24 protein-coding genes are annotated in these 23011 nt (G+C 61.2%); 9 read left to right on the top strand and 15 right to left on the bottom strand.

Annotated elements, in window-relative coordinates; translation table 11 throughout:
• The first annotated feature begins 60 nt into the window (after nucleotides 1-60).
• A complete protein-coding gene (gene rpmG / locus ACZ5WT_RS15925; protein WP_056233989.1) occupies nucleotides 61-228 on the top strand; it encodes a 50S ribosomal protein L33 in 168 nt (55 codons plus the stop codon).
• A gap of 421 nt (nucleotides 229-649) precedes the next feature.
• Here rpmG and ACZ5WT_RS15920 read toward each other — a convergent pair whose 3' ends face one another.
• Nucleotides 650-2020 (bottom strand): PleD family two-component system response regulator, encoded by a 1371-nt coding sequence (locus ACZ5WT_RS15920; protein ID WP_464284750.1) that lies wholly within the window; start codon nucleotides 2018-2020, stop codon nucleotides 650-652.
• Between the two features lie 94 nt (nucleotides 2021-2114).
• Nucleotides 2115-2486 (bottom strand): response regulator, encoded by a 372-nt coding sequence (locus tag ACZ5WT_RS15915; RefSeq protein WP_464284749.1) that lies wholly within the window; start codon nucleotides 2484-2486, stop codon nucleotides 2115-2117.
• Between the two features lie 101 nt (nucleotides 2487-2587).
• On the opposite strand from ACZ5WT_RS15915, the gene ACZ5WT_RS15910 reads away from it, so the two are divergent.
• The 7 genes from ACZ5WT_RS15910 to ACZ5WT_RS15880 all read left to right on the top strand — a co-directional run bounded on the left by ACZ5WT_RS15910 (nucleotide 2588) and on the right by ACZ5WT_RS15880 (nucleotide 8321).
• Nucleotides 2588-2866, top strand: coding sequence for a DUF3572 family protein (locus ACZ5WT_RS15910; RefSeq protein WP_464284748.1), 279 nt, complete (start codon nucleotides 2588-2590; stop codon nucleotides 2864-2866).
• Nucleotides 2867-2869: 3 nt separating this feature from the next.
• Nucleotides 2870-4192 carry a DNA polymerase IV gene (locus tag ACZ5WT_RS15905; RefSeq protein ID WP_464284747.1) on the top strand — a complete coding sequence of 441 codons (1323 nt, stop codon included), beginning with the start codon at nucleotides 2870-2872 and terminating at the stop codon, nucleotides 4190-4192.
• A complete protein-coding gene (locus ACZ5WT_RS15900; RefSeq protein ID WP_464284746.1) occupies nucleotides 4189-4647 on the top strand; it encodes a RidA family protein in 459 nt (152 codons plus the stop codon). The genes ACZ5WT_RS15905 and ACZ5WT_RS15900 overlap by 4 nt, the downstream gene beginning before the upstream one ends.
• 57 nt (nucleotides 4648-4704) lie before the next feature.
• Nucleotides 4705-5466, top strand: a complete 762-nt coding sequence (locus ACZ5WT_RS15895) for a glycerophosphodiester phosphodiesterase family protein (RefSeq protein ID WP_464284745.1) — start codon at nucleotides 4705-4707, stop codon at nucleotides 5464-5466.
• Between the two features lie 77 nt (nucleotides 5467-5543).
• Nucleotides 5544-6722 (top strand): GNAT family N-acetyltransferase, encoded by a 1179-nt coding sequence (locus ACZ5WT_RS15890; RefSeq protein WP_464284744.1) that lies wholly within the window; start codon nucleotides 5544-5546, stop codon nucleotides 6720-6722.
• A 55-nt stretch (nucleotides 6723-6777) separates the two neighbouring features.
• Nucleotides 6778-7908, top strand: coding sequence for a hypothetical protein (locus ACZ5WT_RS15885; protein ID WP_464284743.1), 1131 nt, complete (start codon nucleotides 6778-6780; stop codon nucleotides 7906-7908).
• Nucleotides 7905-8321, top strand: coding sequence for an HIT family protein (locus tag ACZ5WT_RS15880; RefSeq protein ID WP_464284742.1), 417 nt, complete (start codon nucleotides 7905-7907; stop codon nucleotides 8319-8321). Before ACZ5WT_RS15885 ends, ACZ5WT_RS15880 begins: the two co-directional genes overlap by 4 nt.
• A gap of 133 nt (nucleotides 8322-8454) precedes the next feature.
• Here the strand turns inward: ACZ5WT_RS15880 and ACZ5WT_RS15875 are convergent, their stop codons facing one another.
• Genes ACZ5WT_RS15875 through proS form a run of 3 tightly spaced genes read right to left on the bottom strand, consistent with a single transcriptional unit; the run spans nucleotide 8455 to nucleotide 11850 of the window.
• Nucleotides 8455-9141: an ABC transporter ATP-binding protein gene (locus ACZ5WT_RS15875; protein WP_464284741.1), complete on the bottom strand. Its 687-nt coding sequence runs from the start codon at nucleotides 9139-9141 to the stop codon at nucleotides 8455-8457.
• Nucleotides 9134-10504, bottom strand: a complete 1371-nt coding sequence (locus tag ACZ5WT_RS15870) for an ABC transporter permease (protein WP_464284740.1) — start codon at nucleotides 10502-10504, stop codon at nucleotides 9134-9136. The genes ACZ5WT_RS15875 and ACZ5WT_RS15870 overlap by 8 nt, the downstream gene beginning before the upstream one ends.
• Nucleotides 10501-11850, bottom strand: coding sequence for a proline--tRNA ligase (proS, locus tag ACZ5WT_RS15865; RefSeq protein WP_464284739.1), 1350 nt, complete (start codon nucleotides 11848-11850; stop codon nucleotides 10501-10503). Before proS ends, ACZ5WT_RS15870 begins: the two co-directional genes overlap by 4 nt.
• A 325-nt stretch (nucleotides 11851-12175) precedes the next feature.
• On the opposite strand from proS, the gene ACZ5WT_RS15860 reads away from it, so the two are divergent.
• A complete protein-coding gene (locus ACZ5WT_RS15860) occupies nucleotides 12176-12496 on the top strand; it encodes an MmcQ/YjbR family DNA-binding protein (RefSeq protein WP_464284738.1) in 321 nt (106 codons plus the stop codon).
• A 3-nt stretch (nucleotides 12497-12499) separates the two neighbouring features.
• On the opposite strand, the gene ACZ5WT_RS15855 is transcribed toward ACZ5WT_RS15860, so the two are convergent.
• From ACZ5WT_RS15855 to nuoH, 10 genes are all read right to left on the bottom strand, one after another.
• Nucleotides 12500-12748 carry a DUF1467 family protein gene (locus ACZ5WT_RS15855; RefSeq protein WP_464284737.1) on the bottom strand — a complete coding sequence of 83 codons (249 nt, stop codon included), beginning with the start codon at nucleotides 12746-12748 and terminating at the stop codon, nucleotides 12500-12502.
• A gap of 85 nt (nucleotides 12749-12833) precedes the next feature.
• Complete coding sequence (locus ACZ5WT_RS15850; protein ID WP_464284736.1) at nucleotides 12834-14507, bottom strand: ribonuclease J; 1674 nt, start codon at nucleotides 14505-14507, stop codon at nucleotides 12834-12836.
• Nucleotides 14508-14580: 73 nt separating this feature from the next.
• Nucleotides 14581-15411 carry a biotin--[acetyl-CoA-carboxylase] ligase gene (locus ACZ5WT_RS15845; protein WP_464284735.1) on the bottom strand — a complete coding sequence of 277 codons (831 nt, stop codon included), beginning with the start codon at nucleotides 15409-15411 and terminating at the stop codon, nucleotides 14581-14583.
• Nucleotides 15412-16857, bottom strand: a complete 1446-nt coding sequence (nuoN, locus tag ACZ5WT_RS15840; protein ID WP_464284734.1) for an NADH-quinone oxidoreductase subunit NuoN — start codon at nucleotides 16855-16857, stop codon at nucleotides 15412-15414. It abuts the gene before it with no gap.
• A 9-nt stretch (nucleotides 16858-16866) separates the two neighbouring features.
• Nucleotides 16867-18435, bottom strand: coding sequence for an NADH-quinone oxidoreductase subunit M (locus tag ACZ5WT_RS15835; RefSeq protein ID WP_464284733.1), 1569 nt, complete (start codon nucleotides 18433-18435; stop codon nucleotides 16867-16869).
• Entirely contained in the window at nucleotides 18435-20480 is a 2046-nt protein-coding gene (gene nuoL, locus ACZ5WT_RS15830; RefSeq protein ID WP_464284732.1) for an NADH-quinone oxidoreductase subunit L, read from the bottom strand. Before nuoL ends, ACZ5WT_RS15835 begins: the two co-directional genes overlap by 1 nt.
• 11 nt (nucleotides 20481-20491) lie before the next feature.
• A complete protein-coding gene (gene nuoK / locus ACZ5WT_RS15825) occupies nucleotides 20492-20800 on the bottom strand; it encodes an NADH-quinone oxidoreductase subunit NuoK (RefSeq protein ID WP_464287228.1) in 309 nt (102 codons plus the stop codon).
• 15 nt (nucleotides 20801-20815) lie between these two features.
• A complete protein-coding gene (locus ACZ5WT_RS15820; protein WP_464284731.1) occupies nucleotides 20816-21424 on the bottom strand; it encodes an NADH-quinone oxidoreductase subunit J in 609 nt (202 codons plus the stop codon).
• A gap of 11 nt (nucleotides 21425-21435) precedes the next feature.
• Nucleotides 21436-21924 carry an NADH-quinone oxidoreductase subunit NuoI gene (gene nuoI, locus ACZ5WT_RS15815; protein ID WP_046170135.1) on the bottom strand — a complete coding sequence of 163 codons (489 nt, stop codon included), beginning with the start codon at nucleotides 21922-21924 and terminating at the stop codon, nucleotides 21436-21438.
• On the bottom strand, nucleotides 21924-22961 hold the full coding sequence (nuoH, locus tag ACZ5WT_RS15810; RefSeq protein ID WP_464287227.1) for an NADH-quinone oxidoreductase subunit NuoH: 1038 nt from the start codon (nucleotides 22959-22961) through the stop codon (nucleotides 21924-21926). The genes nuoI and nuoH overlap by 1 nt, the downstream gene beginning before the upstream one ends.
• Between the last annotated feature and the right edge of the window lie 50 nt (nucleotides 22962-23011).

Genomic DNA, 23011 nt, shown 5'->3' with positions numbered 1-23011 from the left:
GCGCCCAAATTCGAAGCGCCGCCATTTTGCGGCGCGGTATTGTTTGTCGAGGACACCTCAATGGCTAAAGCCGCTTCCGTCAAGATCAAGCTCGTGTCCACGGCTGATACTGGCTACTACTACGTCACCAAGAAGAACGCCCGCACCCAGACCGAGAAGCTCTCGTACAACAAGTACGATCCGGTTGTGCGCAAGCACGTCGAGTTCAAGGAAGCCAAGATCAAGTAATCTGGCACCTGCTCGCAAGAGAATCGAAAAACCCCGCATCTTTGATGCGGGGTTTTTTGTTGCCGTTCCGGTGGGCGCTGCCAGGTGTCAGAAAACCGCAAGAAAAGTGTCAGCATGCTGCAAGAAATCTGCAGTTTATCTGGCGGCAATGCTGGAAGAAAAAGAGTGGCTGGTCCGGAGCGGCATGTCGAAGAGGCCACTCTGTCCGCTACCGGACCAACCCCCTACGGGAACTCAGGAGTTGCGGCGGACCTGAGTGAAAGCCGTAGGGAACCCGCAGCGTCTGCCCATCTGCGGGCGCTCGCTGTGTTGAATTCAACCTACGCACTCACCCGTAAAACTCAAGGATTTACAGCGGCTTCCGGCTGGTAAAGCTTTGTTAATTATAACAGATAACCCTAACGCATCCAATTGCGCTGAATTATGCGGCGTCGAAAACCACACGGTTCCGGCCCTGGCGCTTGGCCCGATACAGCGCCACGTCGGCCCGCTTGATCATCGTCTCGGGCGTATCGAGCGCGCTCTCGTTGAGCGAAACGCCTACTGACACGGTGATCGACAGAGGCCGGCCGGAAGGGACCTCGAAATAGCGCTCCGAAATCGACTGCCGCACCCGCTCGGCGACCATTTCGGCCTGGCGATAATCGGTGTCGGGCATTAGCACGACGAACTCCTCGCCGCCGAATCTGCAAGCAAGATCAATCCCTCGGATGTTTCGGCGGAGGCGTCCTGCGAACTCGCGCAGCACTGCATCGCCAATATCGTGGCCGTGGGTATCGTTGACCGACTTGAAGTGGTCGATGTCCAGAATCATCAGCGCCATGTCACGGCTCTGGGCCTGCGCCTTGCTCAGCATCACACCCAGGTGGCGGTCGAAATAGCGGCGGTTGTAGAGCCCGGTCATGTCGTCGGTGACGGCCATGGCCATGGTATTGTTGACACTTTCGCGCAGTTCCATCGCATAGCGATGGCGGCGAATCTGGGTGCGCACCCGCGCCGAGAGCTCGTTCCGCTCGACGGGCCGGCTGATATAGTCGTTGACGCCCAGGTCGAGCGCCCGCACCACTCGTGGCTTGTCGGTCTCGTCGGCCATCAGGATGATCGGCATGGTGCGCGAATGATCGAGCGTGCGCAGCTGCGAGCAGATCCGGAGCGGGTCGAAGTCGCTGAGCGACATCGACACCAGCGCCAATTCGTATTGCGCCCCAGTGACTTGGAAAACGGCGTCGGCCGGCTGCGTGAGGATGTCGACGCGATGTTCGGGGGTCAGGTAGCCCTTGATCCTCTCGGCATGGCGCTGGTCGGTGTCGACTATCAGGATGGATCCGCCAGCTGTGCTGATCTTGTCCATGGCGCGCACGGCGTCTTCGATGGCGATCTGCTGGCCAGTCATGGCCCGGTCGCGCAGCTCGTCGGTCAAAGACTTGAGTCGCACCAGGCTTTTGACGCGCGCCATCAGCTGCACGTCATCGACCGGTTTGGTCAGGAAGTCATCGGCGCCGACGTCCAGGCCCTTCACGCGGTCGGAGGGCTGGTCGAGGGCGGTGACCATCAGAACAGGGACGTGCTGGGTGCGCGTCGAGGCTTTTAGCCGCCGGCACACCTCGAAGCCGTCCATGCCGGGCATCATGACGTCGAGCAGTACGATGTCGACGTCGGAATTCTTGCAGATTTCAAGGGCTTCTGGGCCAGATGAGGCCGTGATGACTTCATAGTATTCGGCAGTCAGGCGTGCTTCCAGCAAGCGAACATTGGTCGGAATATCATCGACGATCAATACACGTGCAGTCACAGTGAGCCCCAAACACCGGTGCGCCCGCCGAGAGCATTCTGCTCCGACGTCGAACGTGCCCGTCCGCAGCGCTTCTCAGGCTGGCGCTGTTTGATCAGGCGGGGCCAATATATCGTGCAATAGTTTCCAGAAAGTGAGGCACCGAAATCGGTTTGCTGATGTAACCCTCACATCCGCCTTGCAGAATTCGCTCTTCATCGCCCTTCATGGCGAAAGCGGTGACTGCGATAATCGGGATGTGGGCCAGTTCATCATCGTCCTTGAGCCACTTGGTGACGACAAGGCCCGAGACCTCCGGCAGCTGGATATCCATAAGGATCAGGTCGGGGTGATGGGCGCGCGCAAGGTCGAGCGCCTCCATACCGTTGCGGGTCTGGATGACGGCATAGCCTCGCGATTCCAGTAGATCGTTGAAGAGCTTCATATTCAGCTCATTGTCTTCAACGATCATCACAGTCTTGGGCATCGCACCATCCTTGCACCGCTATGGTGCTGGCAGCGCTTCGCTTCGCCGCCGTGTTCAGCTACCATTGAAACACTTACAAATCACCAAATGAGGCTCCGGCAGTGCCGCGTATCGAGATCGCCGACCCATCCGTTGCCTCGCTTGCCGACGCCTGCCTTGGCTACCTGGCGGAAAACCCGGAAGAGCTGCTCGCCTTCATGCAGTTTGCCGGGCTTGACCCCGATTCCCTGCGCCGTTCGGTGGGCTCCACCGGCCTGCAGCAGGGCCTCATCGACTATGTTGCCTCAAACGAACCGATTCTGCTCGCTTTGTGTGCAAATGCGGGCCTTTCGCCCGAACAGTTCATGCGCGTCTGGCATCGGCTCAATCCGTCGGGGTGAACTTTGGCGCTCGATTGGCTCTGTCGCGACTGCCTGGTGCATGGCTCTGGGGTACAGGCGCCCCGCCGCTGCCCTGGCTGCGGCTCGCCACGCCTGCGCAGCCATGAGGAGCTGTTCAGACTCGACATTGCCCATGTGGACTGCGACGCCTTCTACGCCTCGGTGGAGAAGCGCGACGACCCCAGCCTGCGCGACAAGCCCCTGATCATCGGTGGCGGCGTGCGCGGAGTGGTGTCCACTTGCTGCTACATCGCCCGCCAATCAGGCGTCCGGTCGGCCATGCCGATGTTCAAGGCGAAGGAGCTTTGCCCCGACGCGGTGATCATAAAGCCGAACATGGCCAAGTATGTCGAGGTGAGCCGCCAGATTCGGGCCCATATGGATGCCCTGACGCCGTTGGTCGAGCCGCTGTCGATCGATGAGGCGTTCCTCGACCTGTCGGGCACCCAGACGCTACACAAGGCTCCCCCTGCCCTGGTGCTGGCGCGCTTCGCCCGGATCGTGGAATCGGAAATCGGGGTCAGCATCTCGGTGGGTCTGAGCCACAACAAGTTCCTCGCCAAGGTCGCTTCCGATCTCGACAAGCCGCGAGGCTTCGCAGTGATCGGGGCTGCGGAAACGCTGTCGTTCCTCGCGCCTAAGCCGATCAGCCTGATCTATGGGGTTGGCAAGGTGCTGGCGGAGACCCTGCGAAAGGATGGCCTGGTCACGATCGGTCAGCTGCAGCAGGAAGAGCCTGAGCGGCTGATGCGGCGCTATGGCGAAACCGGTGCCCGCTTGGCGCGGCTTGCGCGCGGTGAAGATGCCCGGCGGATTTCGACCGATGGCGAAATGAAAACCATCTCGTCGGAAACCACGTTCAACACAGATATCAGTGGCTTGGATAGTCTTTCTACTGAACTGCTCAAGGTGACCGAGCGCCTGTCGGAGCGGCTCAAGGCCAAGAATGTGGTTGGCGACACGGTGACGCTGAAACTCAAATCGGCTGGTTTCCGCTTGCGCACGCGCGCTCGGCATCTGATGATCCCCACGCAGTTGGCCAACGTGATCTATGAAACGGGCCTGACGTTGCTTCAACGCGAAGTCGATGGCACCGCTTTCCGGCTGATCGGAATCGGCGTTTCGGGTATCGATACTGCCGATGGCAGTGATCCGGCCGATTTGCTGGAGCCAGCCGTTGCCCGCAAGGCGGCCGCCGAACGGGCGATGGACCGCGTACGAAACCGTTTTGGCCGTGAGGCCGTGGTACGCGGCAAGCTCTATACCAAGCCGGCCCCCGCGCCGGCAGAACCTGACGACGACAAGAACCAAGGCAAGACCAGATGACCAGCCCGATCGAAAAGCTCCGTGAACTCGGCTATGAGCTGCCCCCCGCCAAGGCACCCGTTGCCAATTACGTTCCCGTCGCCCGCACCGGGAACATCATCTATGTGTCCGGCCAGATTTCGAGCGACGAATCCGGGGTTACCACCGGCCTGCTCGGCGACACGATGAATGTGGTTCAGGGCGGCAACGCCGCCGAGCTGGCCGCGGTCAATATCCTCGCCCAGATCGTGCACAATGCCGGCGTGCCGCTGGAAGACATCAAGCGCATCCTCAAGATCACTGTGCTGGTCGCCTCGACCCCCGAGTTCTTCGAGCAGCACCTGGTTGCCAATGGCGCATCGAACCTGCTGGTTGGCGTACTGGGCGATAAGGGCAAGCATGCCCGCGCGGCCTTTGGCGTCACGGCCCTGCCCTTCGGAGCTGCCGTGGAAATCGAAGCTGTGGTCGAGGTTTAGCCGTTACACGATCGTCACGTTAGAGTGCGATTGAGGAAACCCAACCAAGAGGCCCAAATGACCCAAGCACTGTTTCCGAACCCTGTTGCCCATCGCGGCCTGCACGACAGGTCCAAGGGCGTCATCGAAAACAGTGCTTCCGCATTCGAGGCCGCCATTGCTGGCGGCTTCGCCATCGAATGCGACGTGCAGCTGACCAGTGATGGCGTGCCCGTCATTTTCCACGACGACGACATGAAGCGCCTGCTGGGCGTCGATGGCGCCGTTGCGGATTGTCCGGTGGCCGACATTACCCAGCGCGTGCTGCTGGTCAGCGCTGCCGGCGACCGGCCACAGAGGTTCTCGGAGTTTCTGACCCAGATCGCCGGGCGGGCTCTGCTGCAGATCGAGCTCAAGACGCAGCGCGACGTTGTTGGCACCCAGTTGTTGGCGCGCAGCGTGGCCGAGGGACTCAGGGACTATGATGGTCCCGTCACCATCGAATCGTTCGATCCCAACCTGCTGGTGGCCATTGGTCAGTTCGGGTTTACCGGTCCGCGCGGGATCATCACCTACAGCTATGACCGCCCTGATTGGGATTCGGGGATTCCCGAGGAGCAGAAATACACTTTGCGCCATCTGCTGCACTGGCATGAGACGCAGTTTGATTTCATCTCCTGCGACAAGGATTCGCTGCAGTTGCCGGCCGTTGTGTTCTGGCGCGCGCTGGGCAAGCCAGTGACGGCCTGGACCATTCGATCGCAGGCCGAGGCCGATGTCGCAGCGGCATTTTCAGACCAGGTGGTCTTTGAGGGCTACGCACCCAAAACTGCGCGATAGGCCGACGCAGCAACCTTACAATCCCGGGCGATCCGTCCTATTTCTAGGGCGACCTGTTGACCCGCCCGGGATCCGTTTTGGCCGACCAATCTTCCATCCGCGCGACGATCCATCCGAGCACTGCGAGCATTCCTGCCGCGGTGTGGAATGGCCTTGTGCCATCGATCGATGGGCGCCCTGACAATCCCTTCCTCGATCATGCGTTTTTTCTCGCGCTCGAGGAATCGGGCTGCGCGACGGCGCGCACTGGATGGCAGCCGCAACATATTCTGCTCAGCGACGGCGATGGCCGGCCGCTGGGTCTGATGCCGCTGTTCCTCAAGTCTCATTCCATGGGCGAATATGTGTTCGACCATGGCTGGGCCGACGCGCTTGAACGCGCCGGCGGCAGCTACTACCCCAAACTGCAATGTTCGGTGCCATTCACGCCGGCGACAGCGCCCAAGCTGCTAGTGCCCTCCGGTGACGCCGCAATCAAGGCTGCACTGCTGTCGACGGCACAGCAGCTTGCCGTGGAGCGCCAGGCATCGTCGGTCCACGCCACTTTCGTTCCAGAGGCAGAGGCGGATGCCATTGCCGGGGATGGCTGGCTCAAGCGGGTCGATACCCAGTTTCACTGGCACAATGAGGGCTTTGGCTCGTTCGACGAGTTCCTTGAAACCCTGTCGTCGCGCAAACGCAAGACCATCCGTCGCGAACGCCGGGATGCCCTGGCCGATGGCTTGACCGTGAAGTGGCTGAGCGGGTCGGACCTCACAGAAGCGCACTGGGACGCGTTCTTCGAATTCTACGAGGATACCGGCGCGCGCAAATGGGGACGGCCCTACCTCAACCGTGAGTTCTTCTCGCGGCTCAACGCCACCATGGCCAACCAGATCGTGCTGATGCTCGCCTATGATGGTCCCACGCCCATTGCCGGGGCCATCAACTTCGTGGGCAAGGACCGGATCTACGGCCGGAACTGGGGCTGCACCCGCGACGTGCCGTTCCTGCATTTCGAGCTCTGCTACTACCAGGCCATCGACTACGCCATTGCCCACAAGCTGGCTGTGGTGGAGGCAGGCGCACAGGGCGAGCACAAGCTGGCGCGTGGCTATGCCCCCGCGACCACCTATTCTGTGCACTGGATTGCTCATCCGGGCCTGCGTGAGGCCGTGGCCGATTACCTGGAGCGTGAGCGCGTTTCCGTCGAGCGTAGCCAGGAAATGCTTGGCCACTACACGCCGTTCCGAAAGGGCGTGCGGACCGACCTCTAGCAGCGTGGCGCTATCGCCTCTTTCGCCCTGACCGCTTCGGCCTTATGAAGGTCTGATGATCTTGGATATTGTCATATTTATTCTTCAGGCCGGGCTGGCTTTCGTTGTTTCAACGGCCCTGTTCGATGCGCTCCACTGGATCCTCCACAAGTGGGAGAAGTCGCGGTTTGCGCTGCTGCGCAAGTTCTCTTCGTGGCACTGGGTGCACCACAAGTTTCTCGGCCTCGATATGCAGATCAACCCGGCCTATGCCCGGGCCAATATCTGGTTTCATATCCTGCCCGAATACCTGACCTCGATGCTCGGAACGGTGCTGTTCCTGTTCGTGTTCCCCTGGCAGCCGATCGCGGCTGTGGCTGTGGTGCGCACCATCATGCTGGTCATGACGCTGCGCGAGGAAGGGCTCGACTACAACCACATGTCGATGGATCGGGTCGGCGGGCAGCAAGGCCTACTTTGGGTCGACAACAACTACCACGCCATGCACCACGTCTATCCGCACAACTTCTTTTCGTCGTTCGCCAACGTGTTCGACATGATCGTGGGCACCAGCTGCCAGATCGAGGGGCGGCGGTTCCTGGTGACCGGCGCCAGTGGTGCGTTTGGTTCGGCCATGGTCAAGAAGCTCACCGCGCTGGGCGGGATCGTCGAGACGGCGAAGTTCGGGACTGATTTCAGCGCCGGCAAGCTCGATGGCGTGCGCGAGAAGCTGGAGCGGGCCGACGTGCTGGTTCTGTCGCACGGCGCCAAGTCCGAGGACTGCTGGAACGCCAACAATATCACCTTTCAGGAATTGACCGAGCTGTTCACGGAGATCGGCAAGACCCGCCTGGCCCCGCCGGAAGTATGGGCGCTGGGGTCAGAAGTGGAGTTCCATGGCGATATGGGCATGGATGAGCTTCGGGACTATTCGGCGTCGAAGCGGGCCTTTGCGCTGCGGGCGCGCGACTATTACCGGTCGGACGCCCTGATTTACCGGCACATCGTGCCATCGTCGTTTACCTCGGCCATGGGCAAGGGCCCGATGAGCGCCGAGACCGCGGTCAATATTGCGATGTTCTTCATCCGGCGTGGTTTCCGCTATGTGCCGGTTACCCTGACCGGCCTGGCTGTGCTCAACTACTTCCGTTTCCGATTCTTCCAGAGGGCCAGCCGGACGTTTCTCAGCCGGCGGAGTGAACCATGACCTACGATCCGTCCAACATTTTCGGCAAGATCCTGCGGGGCGAGATCCCAGCGCACAAGGTGTACGAAGACGACGTTGCGTTGGTCATGATGGACATCTTTCCGCAGTCGCGCGGGCATACTCTGGTGATCCCCAAGGCGCCTTCGCGCAATCTACTGGATGCCGATCCGTCAGCGCTGGCCACCGTCATTCCGCTGGTTCAGACCGTTGCCAAGGCGGTCAAGGCGGCCACAGGCGCCGATGGAATTCGACTGGCCCAGTTCAACGAGGCTCCAGCCGGGCAGACGGTGTTCCACCTGCACTTCCATATCATCCCGGTTTACGAGGGTGTGGCATTGGGCGCGCATGGCGCTGGCAAGGCCGACGACGCCGACCTGGCGTCTCTTGCCAAGGAAATTGCCGCCGCGCTGTAGTCGGCGCTAGTGATGCGGCCGCCCTGCCCTTAGGGTTACCACGGCCAGAATAGCCATCACGCCAACAATCATGAGCAAGGTCATTGCGGTTCTCCCTTCACAGGGAGAACTCACCGACGGCGTTCTGGTTCGATCACAAGGTGTGATCGACCACCAGTCCACCCTTGAGGGTCACGATACGATCTGCGCGGCGCGCCAGGTCGTGGTTGTGCGTGGCAAAGAGCGCAGCCGCGCCTTCATTCTTGATCAGGTCTGCCAGGGCCGCGAAGACGATATCGCTGGTCTCGGGGTCGAGATTGCCCGTGGGTTCGTCGGCGAGGATCACCTTGGGGTGGTTAGCGGCGGCGCGGGCAATGGCGATGCGCTGCTGCTCGCCACCAGACAGCTCGGCTGGACGATGGCCGGCGCGTGGCGCCACGCCAAGCAGATCGAGCAGTTCCATCGAGCGCTTGTCGGCCTCGGCCTGTCCCTTGCCCGCGATCAACTGTGGCATGCTGACGTTTTCGAGCGCCGAGAACTCGGGCAGCAGGTGGTGGAACTGGTAGACATAGCCCACCGTCGAGCGGCGGAGCTGCGTACGGCCGCGATCCCCCAGTTTGCTGGTCTTGATGCCAACAATCTCGATTTCGCCGCCCTGCACGCCTTCCAGCAGGCCTGCGAGGTGCAACAGGGTCGACTTGCCTGCACCCGAAGGCGCGACGAGGGCAACCAGCTCACCGCTGTTCACGGTCAGGTTAGCGGCTTCGAGAACGCGGACGAGTTTGTCGCCCTGCCCGTAGTGGCGATGCACATCCGTCAGGATCAGGTGTGGCTTACTCATAGCGCAGGGCCTCCACCGGGTCGTATTGCGCGGCGCGCCACGCGGGATAGAGGGTCGCCAGGAAGCTGAGGCCGAGGGCCAGTGCCACCACCACCGTCACTTCCACCGGGTCGGTCTTCGAGGGCAGCGAGGACAGGAAGAAAACTTCGGGCGGGAAGATTGCCACGCCCAGCGTGTTTGACACGAAGGCGCGCAGTGTTTCCGCATTGGCCGCCACGATCAGCCCCAGGACGAGCCCGGTCAGCGTGCCGATTACGCCGATGCTGGTTCCGGTAATGGAGAAGATGCGCATGATCGAGCCACGCGTCGCACCCATGGTGCGGAGTACGGCAATATCCGAGCTCTTGTCCTTCACCAGCATGATGAGGCTGGAGATGATGTTGAACGCGGCGACCAGGATGATCATCGAGAGAATGGTGAACATCACAACTCGCTCAACCTGGAGGGCCGAGAAGAAGGTTTCGTTGCGCTGCTGCCAGTCGGTCAAGACCAGTGGTCGGGTATTGGGATTGGACTGCAGACGCTCGCGCATCGTGACGATGTCGTCTGGGTTGTGGATGAAGATTTCGACCGCCGAGGCGCGGTCGACGCGCTGATAGGCGGCATCGATCTCTTCGTCGCTGGCCAGAGGGTCCAGCGGCCCCATACCCGGCTTGAGAACCTCTTCGTACATCTTGAAGAAGTCCTGCGCCGGCTCGAGCGGCATATACATGAAGAAGCTGTCGAACTCGACCATGCCGAGATCGAAGATCACGTTGACCGGGTAGGAACGGATCTGTGGAGTCGTGCCAAACGGCGTCATGGCGCCATTGGGATTGATGATCTGCACCTGGTCGCCCAGGGTAACGCCCAAGGTCTGGGCCAGCCGGTAACCGATGGCGATGCCCTTGCTGGTGTCCCACTGGTCCCAGCCGCCAAGATCGACGGCGTTGTAGAGCAACTTGAGCTTGCGGATGTTCTCTTCGTCCATGCCACGAACGGTGACGCCCGTGGAATTGCCATTGCCGGAAGCCAAAACCTGGCCTTCAACAAAATAGACGGCAAAGTCGACGCCTTCGACCTCCTCAAGGGCGGCAACTGCCTCCTTGTAGTCGGTGAACTGGCGTTCGATGGGATAGGCCGTGAAGTGACCGTTGAGACCCAGGATCTTGGTCAGCAGTTCCGCGCGGAACCCGTTCATCACTGACATGACGACGATGAGGGTAGCCACGCCGATGGCGACGCCAACCATGGTTAGGCTGGCGATCACCGAAATGAACGCTTCCTTGCGGCGAGCGCGCAGGTATCGCCCCGCGATCATCCATTCGAAGCGCGAAAAAGCGCGCGTGCCCTTGTTAAGCAGAGGCGGCGCCGTATCGGTCAAATGTCGTTCTTTCGCTGGGGTTCGATGAGAGCCTTGAGGCGCGCAACGGCGTCGGCGATGGGCAGGGTTTCACGCTCGCCGCTCTGGCGGTGCTTGATTTCTGCTTCGCCAGCCTTGAGGCCGCGCGGTCCCAGGATGATTTGGTAGGGAATGCCGATCAGGTCAGCGGTCGTGAACTTGGCCCCTGCCCCCTGGTCGCGGTCGTCATAGAGCATGTCGAGGCCAGCGGCATTCAGCTCGGCATAGAGCTTGTCGCATGCAGCGTCGCATTCGGCGTCGCCGGCCTTAAGGTTGATCAGCACGGCTTCGAAGGGCGCAACACTGACGGGCCAGACAATGCCGGCTTCGTCGTGGAAAGCTTCGATCAGTGCGGGCACGAGGCGCGTCGGGCCAATGCCATACGAGCCCATGTGCACAGTGATTTCCTTGCCGTCCGGCCCGGTGACGCTTGCCTTCATGGGTTCGGAATACTTGGTGCCGAAGTAGAAAATATGGCCAACTTCGATACCGCGTGCCGAAACGCGATTTTCTTCGGGAACTTCGGCCTCGAACTCGGCCATGTCGACCATGTCCTCGGTCGCCGCATAGTGCGACGTCCAGTCATTGAAGACCGGCTTGAGGTCGCCGCGGAAGTCGATATCGGCGGGCGGGATGGGCTTGTCGAGCAGGCGCTTATCGCAGAACACGGCGCTTTCGCCGGTTTCTGCCAGCACGATCCATTCATGGCTCAGGTCGCCGCCGATGGGGCCGGTGTCGGCGCGCATCGGGATGGCGGTGAGACCCATGCGGGCATAGGTGCGCAGATAAGCCACGAACATGCGTTCGTAGGCCTTCACGGCGTCTTCCTTGTTGAGGTCGAACGAATAGGCGTCCTTCATCAGGAATTCACGGCTGCGCATGGTGCCGAAGCGAGGGCGCACCTCGTCACGGAACTTCCACTGGATGTGGTAGAGGTTCAGCGGCAGGTCCTTGTAGGACTTCACATAGGTGCGGAAAATGTCGGTGACCATTTCCTCATTGGTCGGGCCATAGAGGAATTCGCGCTCGTGGCGGTCTTCGATGCGGAGCATCTCCTTGCCATAGGCGTCGTAGCGGCCGCTTTCGCGCCACAGGTCAGCAGACTGGATGGTCGGCATCAGCAGTTGCACCGCGCCAGAGCGGTTCTGCTCTTCCTCGATGATTTTCTGGACCTTCATCAGCACCTTGTAGCCGAGCGGCAACCAGGAATAGAGGCCGGAAGCCTGCTGCTTGATCATGCCGGCACGCAGCATCAGGCGGTGCGAAACGATCTCGGCTTCCTTGGGGACGTCGCGGAGCACTGGCAAAAAGTAGCGAGACAGGCGCATGTGAACTCCCGGAAACGGCCGTCGACTCAAGGTTTTTCTTGATGCCCACTCAAATCCTACTCGTCCAGTTGATGCAAGCATGGAAGGTATGCAGAATCTGCGTGACATCACGAATTCTTGTTGTTAGGGTCCCTCACAATAAAACAAAGGCGGTTGAAACCGCTGGACGTCGACAACGTCAAGGGAGGAGCGTTGGCAGCCGCTTAAGTAGCGCGCCTAAGACCAGCGTATTGTCGAACAAACTCAATTCAGCGGGGCCAAGTGCCCCGCTTTTTTGATTCAAGCGGTCAAAGCAATTCACCTGGAACTACTGCGAGGTCTCGTCATGGCTAGTGCGGCAGACTTGAGGACTATTGCTCTGGCCCTGCCCGGCACCACCGAAGCTCCCCATTTCGACAGGGCCGCATTCAGGGTCGACAGGATCTATGTGACGCTGGCGGCAGATGGCCGCACGGCCAATTTCAAGTTCACGCCCGATGAGCAGGAATTCAAATGCCAGCTGGCGCCCGAGGTCTTTGCGCCGATCAGCAATGCCTGGGGGCGACAGGGATGGACCACAGCCGAGCTCAGCGCAGCCAGCGAGGATGACCTGCGGGCGGCGCTGGAAATGGCTTATGCCCACGCCGTGGGCACGGCGAGGCGCTAGGGTTTAGCGGTTCCAGTAGTGGTGGAGAGTCTCGTTGGAGAGGCCCCACAGCAGCAGAGCCGTGGCCACAGCGGCAACCGCGGTTGCCAGCAGGATCTTCTTGCCAAGGCGCGGCGCTACTGGGGCGCCCGGGTCGGTGCCGGCCACCACTTCACCGGCTTCGGACTGGCTGCGATTGCCGATCGGCAATACGGCTACGAAGCTCAGCCACCAAACGACGAAAAAGACGGCAACGATCGAGCCGATTTGCATGGTGGTTCCTCGCGGTGAAGTTCGTCTCTACATACGCCGAGCGGCATCCCCGCGATAGCGGGAATGCCGGTTCCAATTGCCGCAGTCAGACGCGGTGTACGAATACAGACACGTTGGGCTTGCGGCCCCAGTAGGCGTTGACCTCGTTGCGGATCGCCTTGAACAGGGCCGAATTGAGCGCCTCGGTATCGCTGCGGCGCTTGGGCGGCATCGACTTGAGGACGCCGCTGATGGTGTGCTCCACCAGATCGCCGAGTGATTCATCTTCAGTCTCGGGAAGCCCTTCGATGAAGAGATCGGGGCCGGACACCACCTGCCCGCTGCCATTGACGCAGAGGCTGACGACGACGTGACCGCCAAACGACAGGCGGCGGCGGCCTTTGACGCCGGATTCTTCGGGCGTGCAGAGCACGAGGCCATCGAGATAGAGTTCGCCGGTCCGCACTTCGGCCGGAAACACCTGCGGTTCGGGGAACAGGCGCACCATGTCGCCGTTGCGGGCTTCAAGCACGTTGGCAATGCCGGCATCGCGGCCAAGCTGGGCATGGGCCTGCAGGTGCATGGACTCGCCGTGCACGGGAATGAGCATGTCTGGCTTCACATAGTCGTACAGCTTGCGCAGCTCGTCGCGACGAGGATGGCCGGAAACGTGAACCAGACCTTCCTTCTGCGTGATGATTTCGACGCCCTTATCGATCAGGCGGTTCTGGATCTCGATCACCGCACGTTCGTTGCCCGGGATGGCCCAGGACGAGAAGATCATGCGGTCGCCGGCATTAAGGTCGATCACCGGGTGATCGCCGCGTGCGATGCGCGCGATAGCGGCGCGGGCTTCGCCCTGGCTGCCGGTGCAGATCAGCACGATCTTGTTGCGAGCAATGCTCTTGTAGGCATCCTGGTCCAGCAATGGCGGCAGGCCCTCGAGCATGCCAAGTTCCTTGGCAATGCCCATGATGCGGTGTAGCGACCGACCGGACATCACGACCTGGCGGCCGGCCTTTGCGGCGGCCTGCACGATCGAGACGACGCGGCCAACGTTGGACGCGAAAGTGGTCACAGCCACGCGGTGTGGCGCTTCCGCGATCAGCGCTGCCAGCGTCGCCGAAACGTCGGCTTCGCTCGGGCTCTCGCCGTCCTTCATCGCATTGGTTGAATCGCAGACCAGCGCAAGCGGGGTCGAGCGATCGGCGCCAATCTGCTGCAGGCGGGCGATATCGGTCGGCGGATTGGCGACGGGAGTGGGATCGAGCTTCCAGTCGCCGGTGTGCAGCACGCGCGCGGCCGGGGTCGAAATCAGCAGCGCATTGGCTTCCGGGATCGAGTGGGCGACGTTGATGGCCTCGATGGTGAACGGGCCGACGTCGAAGGCCTTGCCGGGGCGCATTATGGTGATGTCGACATTCTCGACAATGCCATCCCCTGCCCGCTTTGCGGCCAGCATGGCAGCGGTGAACTGCGTGGCGTAGACGGGCTTCTCAAAGCCCGGCCACAGGTCCAGCACCGCGCCGTAGTGGTCTTCGTGGCTGTGGGTGAGGATCAGGGCGAGAACGTCATCAGCGCGTTCCTCGAGGAATTCGGGATTGGCCATGATGAGTTCGATGCCCGGCAGGTCTGGCCCGCCGAACGTCACGCCGCAATCCACCACGATCCACTTGCGCGAGCGTTCCGGCCCAAAGCCATACGCGCCCATATTCATGCCGATCTCGCCAACGCCGCCGAGCGGTACGAATACGAGTTCATCCCTTTGGTTTTTAGCCATGGGTCAGTTCAGTCCTTTCGAGCGCAACGCCGGAGCGAACTTTGGTCGCCGGTCGCCTGCGCATTGATTGTGGTCAGCTTCGGGCGCTGGCCGTTGCCCCAAAATGTACGTCGCCCGCTGTAACCGCGATGCGACGGTTGTCGTCGGCGCGGACGATCAATCGCCCGGCGTCGTCGATAGTTTCAAAAATTCCGCGCAGCACTTCGCCGTTCTGGTTGACGGCGACAGGCGCTCCGATGCCCGCGGCCGAAGCCCGCCACCGTTGCAGCACGTTGCTGATGCCCTGGCCATCATTCCACAGGCCGAACGTATCGACCCACGCATCGCTCAACGCTTCAAACACGTCTTCAGCAGAACGACTCACGCCCAGATCCGAAAGACTTGTGGCGGGATAGGGCAAACCGGAGGGCGCGGCCAGTGTGTTGACGCCAAATCCAATGGCGACTGCATGCCTGCCATCCGAAATCTTGGTCGCCTCGAGCAGGATACCGGCGAGCTTGGCACCGTCGGCAAGCACGTCATTGGGCCATTTTAGCGCGATACGGCCGCTTCCATCGATCGCGTCAGCGCCGTCGATGCCGACCTTGACCAGCCCATGCGGCAAAATAGCAGACAGGGCCGAATTGAGTGCGACACCGGCCACGAAGCCCAGCGTTGCCGCCAAGGTGGGGTCGCTCTCTGGAACTATCAAGAGTGTGGCCGCGAGGTTGCCGTGCGGGCTTACCCATTGACGGCCGCGCCGCCCCCTGCCCGCCGTTTGTTGGCGGGCCGCAAACCAGATGCCACCGGGATCGCCGGCGGCAGCAGCTTCGGTGGCCTCGATATTGGTCGAACCAATACTGTCGTAGCCGCGCAGCCGGTAACCGGCCGCGCGCGCCTTGGGCCCGAGTGTAAAGTCCGTCACCTAGAACAGGCTTCCGGCGGCGGCATGGGCGAAATTCGCCAAGGGAGCGCCGACCGTGAAGTAGTAGGTGACAATCAGGAAGCCGCTGACACCCATGATGATGTTGAGCTCGGCCGGGACCGTCTCGAAATCACGCACGGGTTCATCGAAGTACATCACCTTGATGATGCGCAGGTAGTAGAAGGCGCTGACGGCCGAGGCCAGAACGCCGATCACTGCCAGCACGTAGAGCTGTGCATCGATGGCCGCGAGGAAGGCGTGCCACTTTGCAAAGAAGCCAGCCAGCGGAGGCATGCCTATGAGCGAGAACATGATGATGGCCATGATAGCCGCCACAAATGGCCGCTTCTGTGCAGCACCAGCCATATCCTGGATGTTCTCGACGTAACCGGCATCGGTGCGCAGGGCGAGGATGCACGCGAACAGGCCAACCGTCATGGCGACATAGATCGCCATATAGATCGCGACGCCTTCAACGCCGACCTGCGTACCCGACGACAGACCCACAAGGGCAAAGCCCACGTGACCGATCGACGAATAGGCGATCAGTCGCTTGATCGACTTCTGGCCGATAGCGGCGAAAGCCGCGAGGACCATGGAGGCGATCGACAGGAAGATCACGATCTGCTGCCAGTCCGTGCTGATGCCCTGGAAGGTATCGATGACCAGGCGGATCATCAGCGACATGGCGGCGACTTTGGGGGCCGTGGCGAAGAAAGCGGTGACCGGGGTCGGAGCGCCTTCATAAACGTCGGGCGTCCACATGTGGAACGGCACGGCCGAGATCTTGAATGCGACGCCGGCGAGCAGGAACACCAGGCCGAAGATCAGGCCGATAGAGCGGCCTTCGATCGCGATGACCTGCACGATTTCCTGCAGGTTGGTATGGCCAGTGAAGCCGTAGAGCAGCGACGCGCCATAGAGCAGCATGCCCGAGGACAGCGCACCTAGCACGAAATACTTCAGGCCCGCTTCGGTGGAACGTGCATCGTCGCGCTTGATGGCTGCGAGCACGTAGAGCGAGAGCGACTGCAGTTCGAGGCCGATATAGAGGCTCATGAGGTCGTTGGCCGACACCATCAGCATCATGCCCAGCGTGGCAAGCAGCACCAGGATGGCATATTCGAACTTGTGCGTGCCGTTCTCCTCGGCGCGCGGCAGGGCGAGCATGATCGAGAAGGCCGAACCGCCAAGCACCAGCACCTTCATGAAGCGGGCAAAGCCGTCGCCCACGAAGAGGCCGTTGAAGATCACGCCCTCGGCAGGCGCGAACAGGATGATTGCACCAGCGGCCATCAACAACAGCACAGCGCCATAAGAAACGGCTAGGGACCGCTCTTTGTTGATCACCACACCGACCATCAACAGCACCGTCGCGCCTATCGCCAGAAGCATTTCCGGGTAGGCCGGAGCGAGGCTCGCGAAATCCAAAACGTCTGAGTTCACGGGACTCTCCTAGTGGGCAGCCGGCGCAGCGGCCGGAGCCGCAGCAGCAACCGGATCGGCATGGACAAGCGGCGCCTGGGCGGTCGCTTGTGCCACGGCCGGGTCGAGTCCGACCGCCGTGGCGTAGTGGGCTACGAGGTTGTCGACGGCAGCCGCCGTCGTATCGAGGATGGGCGCAGGATAGAAGCCGAACACGATGGTCAGCACGATCAGCGGATAGAGGATGACCTTCTCGCGCAGGTTGAGGTCAAGGATGCCCTTGAGGCTTTCCTTGGTCAGTGCGCCGAAAATCACCCGACGGTAGGCCCAGAGGGCATAGCCGGCAGAGAGGATCACGCCGAAGGCAGCGCCAAACGCGACCCAGGTGTTGACCTGGAAAATGCCGATCATGGTCAGGAATTCGCCGACGAAGCCCGAAGTACCCGGCAGGCCGACATTGGCCATGGTGAACACCATGAAGGCGAAGGCGTAGCGCGGCATGCGCTCGACCAGACCGCCATAGGCCGCGATTTCGCGGGTGTGCATGCGGTCATAGATGACGCCCACGCAGAGGAACAGCGCGCCGGACACAATGCCGTGCGAGATCATCTGGAACATGGCGCCCTGGATGCCCAGCGAGTTGCCGGCAAAGATACCCATGGTCACGAAACCCATATGGGCAACGGACGAATAGGCGATCAGCTTCTTGATGTCGGTCTGCACCAGCGCGACTAGCGAGGTCACGATGATGGCGGCGACGGAGAGGAAGAAGATGATGTTGGCAAACTGAACCGAGGCATCCGGGAACATCGGCAGGCTGAAGCGCAGGAAGCCATAGCCGCCGAGCTTCAACAGGATGGCGGCCAGGATGACCGAGCCGGCCGTTGGGGCCTGAACGTGCGCTTCTGGCAGCCAGCGATGGAACGGCCACATCGGCATCTTCACAGCCAGCGAGGCGAAGAACGCCCACCAGAGCCAGACCTGCCAGGATTCCGGGAAATCATGGGTCAGCAGGCGCATGATGTCCGTGGTCCCGGCGTTCCAATACATGGCCATGATGGCCAGCAGCATCAGCACCGAGCCGACAAACGTATAGAAGAAGAACTTGTAGCTGGCCTGGATGCGGGCCGAGCCGCCCCAGATGCCGATGATGAGGAACATCGGCAGCAGCGTGCCTTCGAAGAAGACATAGAACATGGCCAGATCGAGCGTGGTGAACACGCCGATCATGAGCGTTTCCAGGATCAGGAATACGATCATGTATTCCTTCACGCGGTTGTCGATTTCCCAGCTCGCAAGGATGGCGAAGGGCATCAGAAGCGCGGTCAGCACGACGAACAGCACAGAGATGCCATCGACGCCGACGCGGTAGCCGATCGTGTCTCCGATCCAGGCGTAGTTTACGACGAACTGGAAGCCTGGATTGGAGGGGTCAAAGCTCTGCCACATGGCAAGCGAGAGCCCGAACACCACGAGGGTCACGATCAGCGTCATCCAGCGGATGGCGTTGAGCGAGGTCCGGGGCGTGAACAGCAGCACCGCTGCACCTACGAGAGGCAGCCAGGTGAGGACTGTGAGGATGGTATTGGAGAAGTTCATCAGATCAGTCCCCCGGCCGCGATGGCCCAGGTCAGCAGAGCCGCGATGCCGATCAGCATGGCGAATGCATAGTGGTAGACGTAGCCGGACTGGAGCTTGGTGACCCAGGCGGTCACACTCTGAACCCGGCGGCCCAGACCTTCGGTGATCTTGTAGTCGATCAGCCAGTCATCGAAGCCCTTCCAGAAGGCACGGCCGATCCACAATGCGGGCCGGACGAAAATGGCATCGTACAGTTCGTCGAAGTACCACTTGTTCAGCAGGAACTTGTAGAGGCCCGGATTTGCCGCAGCCAGACGACCCGGCACCTCGGGGCGACGGATATACATGTAGTATGCCGCAGCGAAGCCAAGGATCATCGAGACGGCGGCGCTCCACTTGACCCAGGTCGGGACGTGGTGGGCGGCTTCGATGATCTCATGATCGACGACAATCGAGCCGGCAAAGAAGTGCTCGATATGCGTCACGTCGTGGAAGAACATCGAATAGAACACCGCGCCGGCCAGAACCGCACCTACGGCAAGCACATAGAGAGGGATCTGCATGACAGCAGGCGCTTCGTGTGCGTTGTCATAGGCCGAGCCATGGTGGTGATCGTCGTGAGCCGCATGGTCATCGTGACCGTACGCCGCAGGGCGCGGTGCCCCGTGGAAGGTCAGGTGGATCAGGCGCCACGAGTAGAAGCTCGTGAACAGCGCAGCCACAACCAGCAGCCAGAAGGCAAACATGCCGGTATTGCCGCCGACCGCGTAGGCAGCTTCGATGATCGAGTCCTTGGAGAAGAAGCCTGCAAAGCCCAGGAATTCCGAACCCGGAATACCCACGCCGGTCAGCGCGAGCGTGCCGATCAGCATCATCGCGTAGGTAATCGGAATCTTCTTGCGAAGCCCGCCCATGTTACGCATGTCCTGCTCGTGGTGCATCGCATGGATGACCGCGCCGGCTCCCAGGAACAGCAGAGCCTTGAAGAAGGCGTGCGTGAACAGGTGGAACACACCGGCCGAATAGGCCCCTGCCCCCAGAGCCACGAACATGTAGCCGAGCTGCGAGCAGGTCGAGTAGGCGATCACGCGTTTGATGTCGTTCTGCACTAGGCCAACAGTTGCCGCGAAGAACGCGGTGATGGCGCCGATGACGATGACGACGGTCAGAGCGACTGGTGAGGTTTCAAACAGCGGCGAAAGACGCGCAACCATAAACACACCGGCCGTCACCATGGTGGCGGCATGGATGAGAGCCGACACGGGGGTCGGGCCTTCCATGGCGTCCGGCAGCCAAGTGTGCAGCAGGAACTGGGCCGACTTGCCCATCGCGCCCATGAACAGCAGCAGGCAGACGACGGTCATCGCGTCGACATCCCATGCGAGGAACCGCATGACCGGCAGGCCTTCGGTTGCGAACGCCCCGGCGGCAGCGAAGGCGCCGTCGAAGGTCACATTGCCCAGAACCATGAAGGCGCCGAAAATGCCGAGGATGAAGCCGAAGTCACCGACGCGGTTGACGACGAACGCCTTCATCGCCGCAGCATTTGCGGAGGGCTTGGTGTACCAGAAGCCGATTAACAGGTAGGACGCGAGCCCCACGCCTTCCCAGCCGAAGAACATCTGCAGGAAGTTGTCGGCCGTCACCAGCATCAGCATGGCGAAGGTGAAGAGCGAGAGATAGGCGAAGAACCGGTTGCGATGCGGATCGTCGGCCATGTAGCCGATCGAGTAGACGTGAACCAGGCTCGAGACCGTGTTGACCACGACCAGCATGATGGCGGTCAGCGTATCGACGCGCAGCACCCAGCGCAGGTCCAGGTCGCCGACCTGGATCCAGCGCATGACTTCGACCTTGAGCACAGCGGTGTGCCCATCAACGAGCTCAGCGCCCATCAGTCCGCCGCCAAAGGCGACGGGCAGAAACACGACCCAGCTCAGCACCGCCGAGACCAGCAGAAGGCCGGTGGTGATGATTTCACTGGTCCGATGACCGATGGTCCGGCCGAGCAACCCCGCGATCAGCGCGCCGACGAGGGGCAGGAAAACAATCGCTTGAATCATAGCGGTGGTTCTTAGCCCTTCATCATGTTGACGTCTTCAACCGCGATGGAGCCGCGGTTGCGGTAGAAAATGACCATAATGGCCAGGCCGATCGCCGACTCTGCGGCAGCCACAGTGAGGATCAGCAGCGCAAAAATCTGACCCTGAAGGTCTTGAAGCTGCGCTGAGAACGCCACCATGTTGAGGTTCACCGCGAGCAGGATCAGTTCCACCGACATCAGGATGACGATGACGTTCTTGCGGTTGATGAAAATGCCGAACACGCCGAGCGTGAACAGGATTGCTGCTACGGTCAGGTAGTGACCGAGCCCGATACCCAAGCCCATGAATGCCTCCTACAACCCTTGACCGCTTTTGACTTTGACGACTTCCAGCGTTTCGGACGGACGACGCGCGACCTGATCCACTGGGTTCTGACGCTTGACATTGCTCTTGTGACGCAGCGTCAGCACGATGGCGCCGATCATGGCGACCAGCAGCACAGCCGCGGCACCCTGGAACAGCAGCACATAGCGCGTGTAGAGCACCTGCCCGATGGCGCGCATGTTATCGACCGTGCCATCGATCGGCACGCCCGAGGCGCCCGCAATCTCAGGCGAGATAACAAAGCTACCGGCCAGCAGCAGCAGTTCGAGCAGCAGCACGATGCCGACGATGGCGCCGACGGGCGCATACTGCAGGAAGCCCTGCTTCATCGAGGCAAAGTCAACGTCCAGCATCATGACGACGAACAGGAACAGCACCGCTACCGCGCCGACATAGACGACGATCAGCAGCAGCGCGAGGAACTCGGCGCCCGCCAGCATGAACAAGCCTGCCGCGTTGAAGAAGGCCAGGATCAGGAACAGCACGGCGTGAACCGGGTTCCTGGAGGAGATCACCATCACGGCCGCCAGGATGGCTACCGCCGCGAACAGGTAGAAGAAGAATAGTGGAAGGGTCATGCTCTTCCCTCTCAGCGATACGGCGCGTCGGCGCTGAGGTTGGCGGCGATTTCACGCTCCCAACGGTCGCCGTTGGCGAGGAGCTTTTCCTTGGAGAAGTAGAGCTCTTCACGCGTTTCGGTTGCAAATTCGAAGTTCGGGCCTTCGACGATGGCGTCCACCGGGCAGGCTTCCTGGCAGAAGCCGCAATAGATGCACTTCACCATGTCGATGTCATAGCGAACGGTGCGGCGGGTGCCGTCGTTCTGGCGCGGGCCAGCTTCGATGGTGATCGCCTGCGCCGGGCAGATGGCTTCACACAGCTTGCACGCGATGCAGCGTTCTTCCCCGTTGGGATAGCGACGCAGGGCATGCTCACCACGGAAGCGCGGGCTCACGTGACCCTTTTCGAAGGGATAGTTGATGGTTGGCTTCGGCGAGAAGAAGTAGCGCATGGTCAGGAAGAAGGCTTTCACCAGCTCCGTCAGCAGCAGCGTGTTTACGAACTGGGCGGCGCGCATCAAGCCATCCCTCCATGCCAGCCCCAGCCAGTCAGCTGAAGCACGAAAGCAACAATAACAACCATCAGCAGCGACAGCGGCAGGAACACCTTCCAGCCGATACGCATCAGCTGGTCGTAGCGGTAACGCGGCACGATGGCCTTCGCCATGGCGAACATGAAGAACACCAGGCTGAGCTTGATGACGAACCACACGACGCCCGGAATCCAGGTGAACGGCGGCAGGTCGATCGGGCTGGCCCAGCCACCCAGGAACAGGATGGTGGTCATGGCGCACATCAGCAGGATCGAGATGTACTCGCCCAGCATGAACAGCATGTAGGGCGTTGCCGAATACTCGGTCATGAAACCGGCCACGAGTTCGGATTCACCTTCCACCAGGTCGAATGGCGGGCGGTTGGTCTCAGCCAGGGCCGAGATGTAGAACACGATGAACATCGGGAACAGCGGCAGCCAGAACCAGTTCAGGAAGGCCAGCTGCGGGACACCCAGCATGTGGGCGAGGCCCATTTCCTGCTGTGCATGCACAATGTCGGTGAGGTTCAGCGAACCCACGCAGAGCAGCACGGTGATGATCACGAGGCCAATGGAGACTTCGTAGGACACCATCTGAGCTGCCGAACGAAGCGCGCCCAGGAATGGGTACTTCGAGTTCGATGCCCAACCGCCGATGATGACGCCATAGACGCCCAGCGACGAGATGGCGAGCAGATAGAGAATGCCCAGATTGATGTCGGCGATGGCAAGGCCCTCGCCCACCGGCACGATGGCCCAGCCGGCCAGGGCCAGCGTTGCCGTCAGCAGCGGAGCCAGCAGGAACAGCACCTTGTCGGCACCACCGGGAATGACCGGCTCCTTGAGGGCGAATTTGAGCAGGTCGGCGAAGCTCTGCAGCAGGCCGAAGGGACCCACGACGTTGGGACCACGGCGAATTTGCACGGCGGCCCAGATCTTGCGGTCAGCCAGCAGGATGAAAGCGGTGAAGACCAGCAGCGCCACCAGCAAAAGCAGCGCCTTGTAGATCATCCCGACATGCATACCCCAGCCCAGAACCGGGATGCCGAGCAGGTAATCCAGCGCGGAGAGAA

It is taken from the genome of Devosia sp. T2-14, from assembly GCF_055397495.1.
Note: the sequence above shows the minus strand (reverse complement) of the source record. Positions and strands in the feature narration are given on the sequence as shown.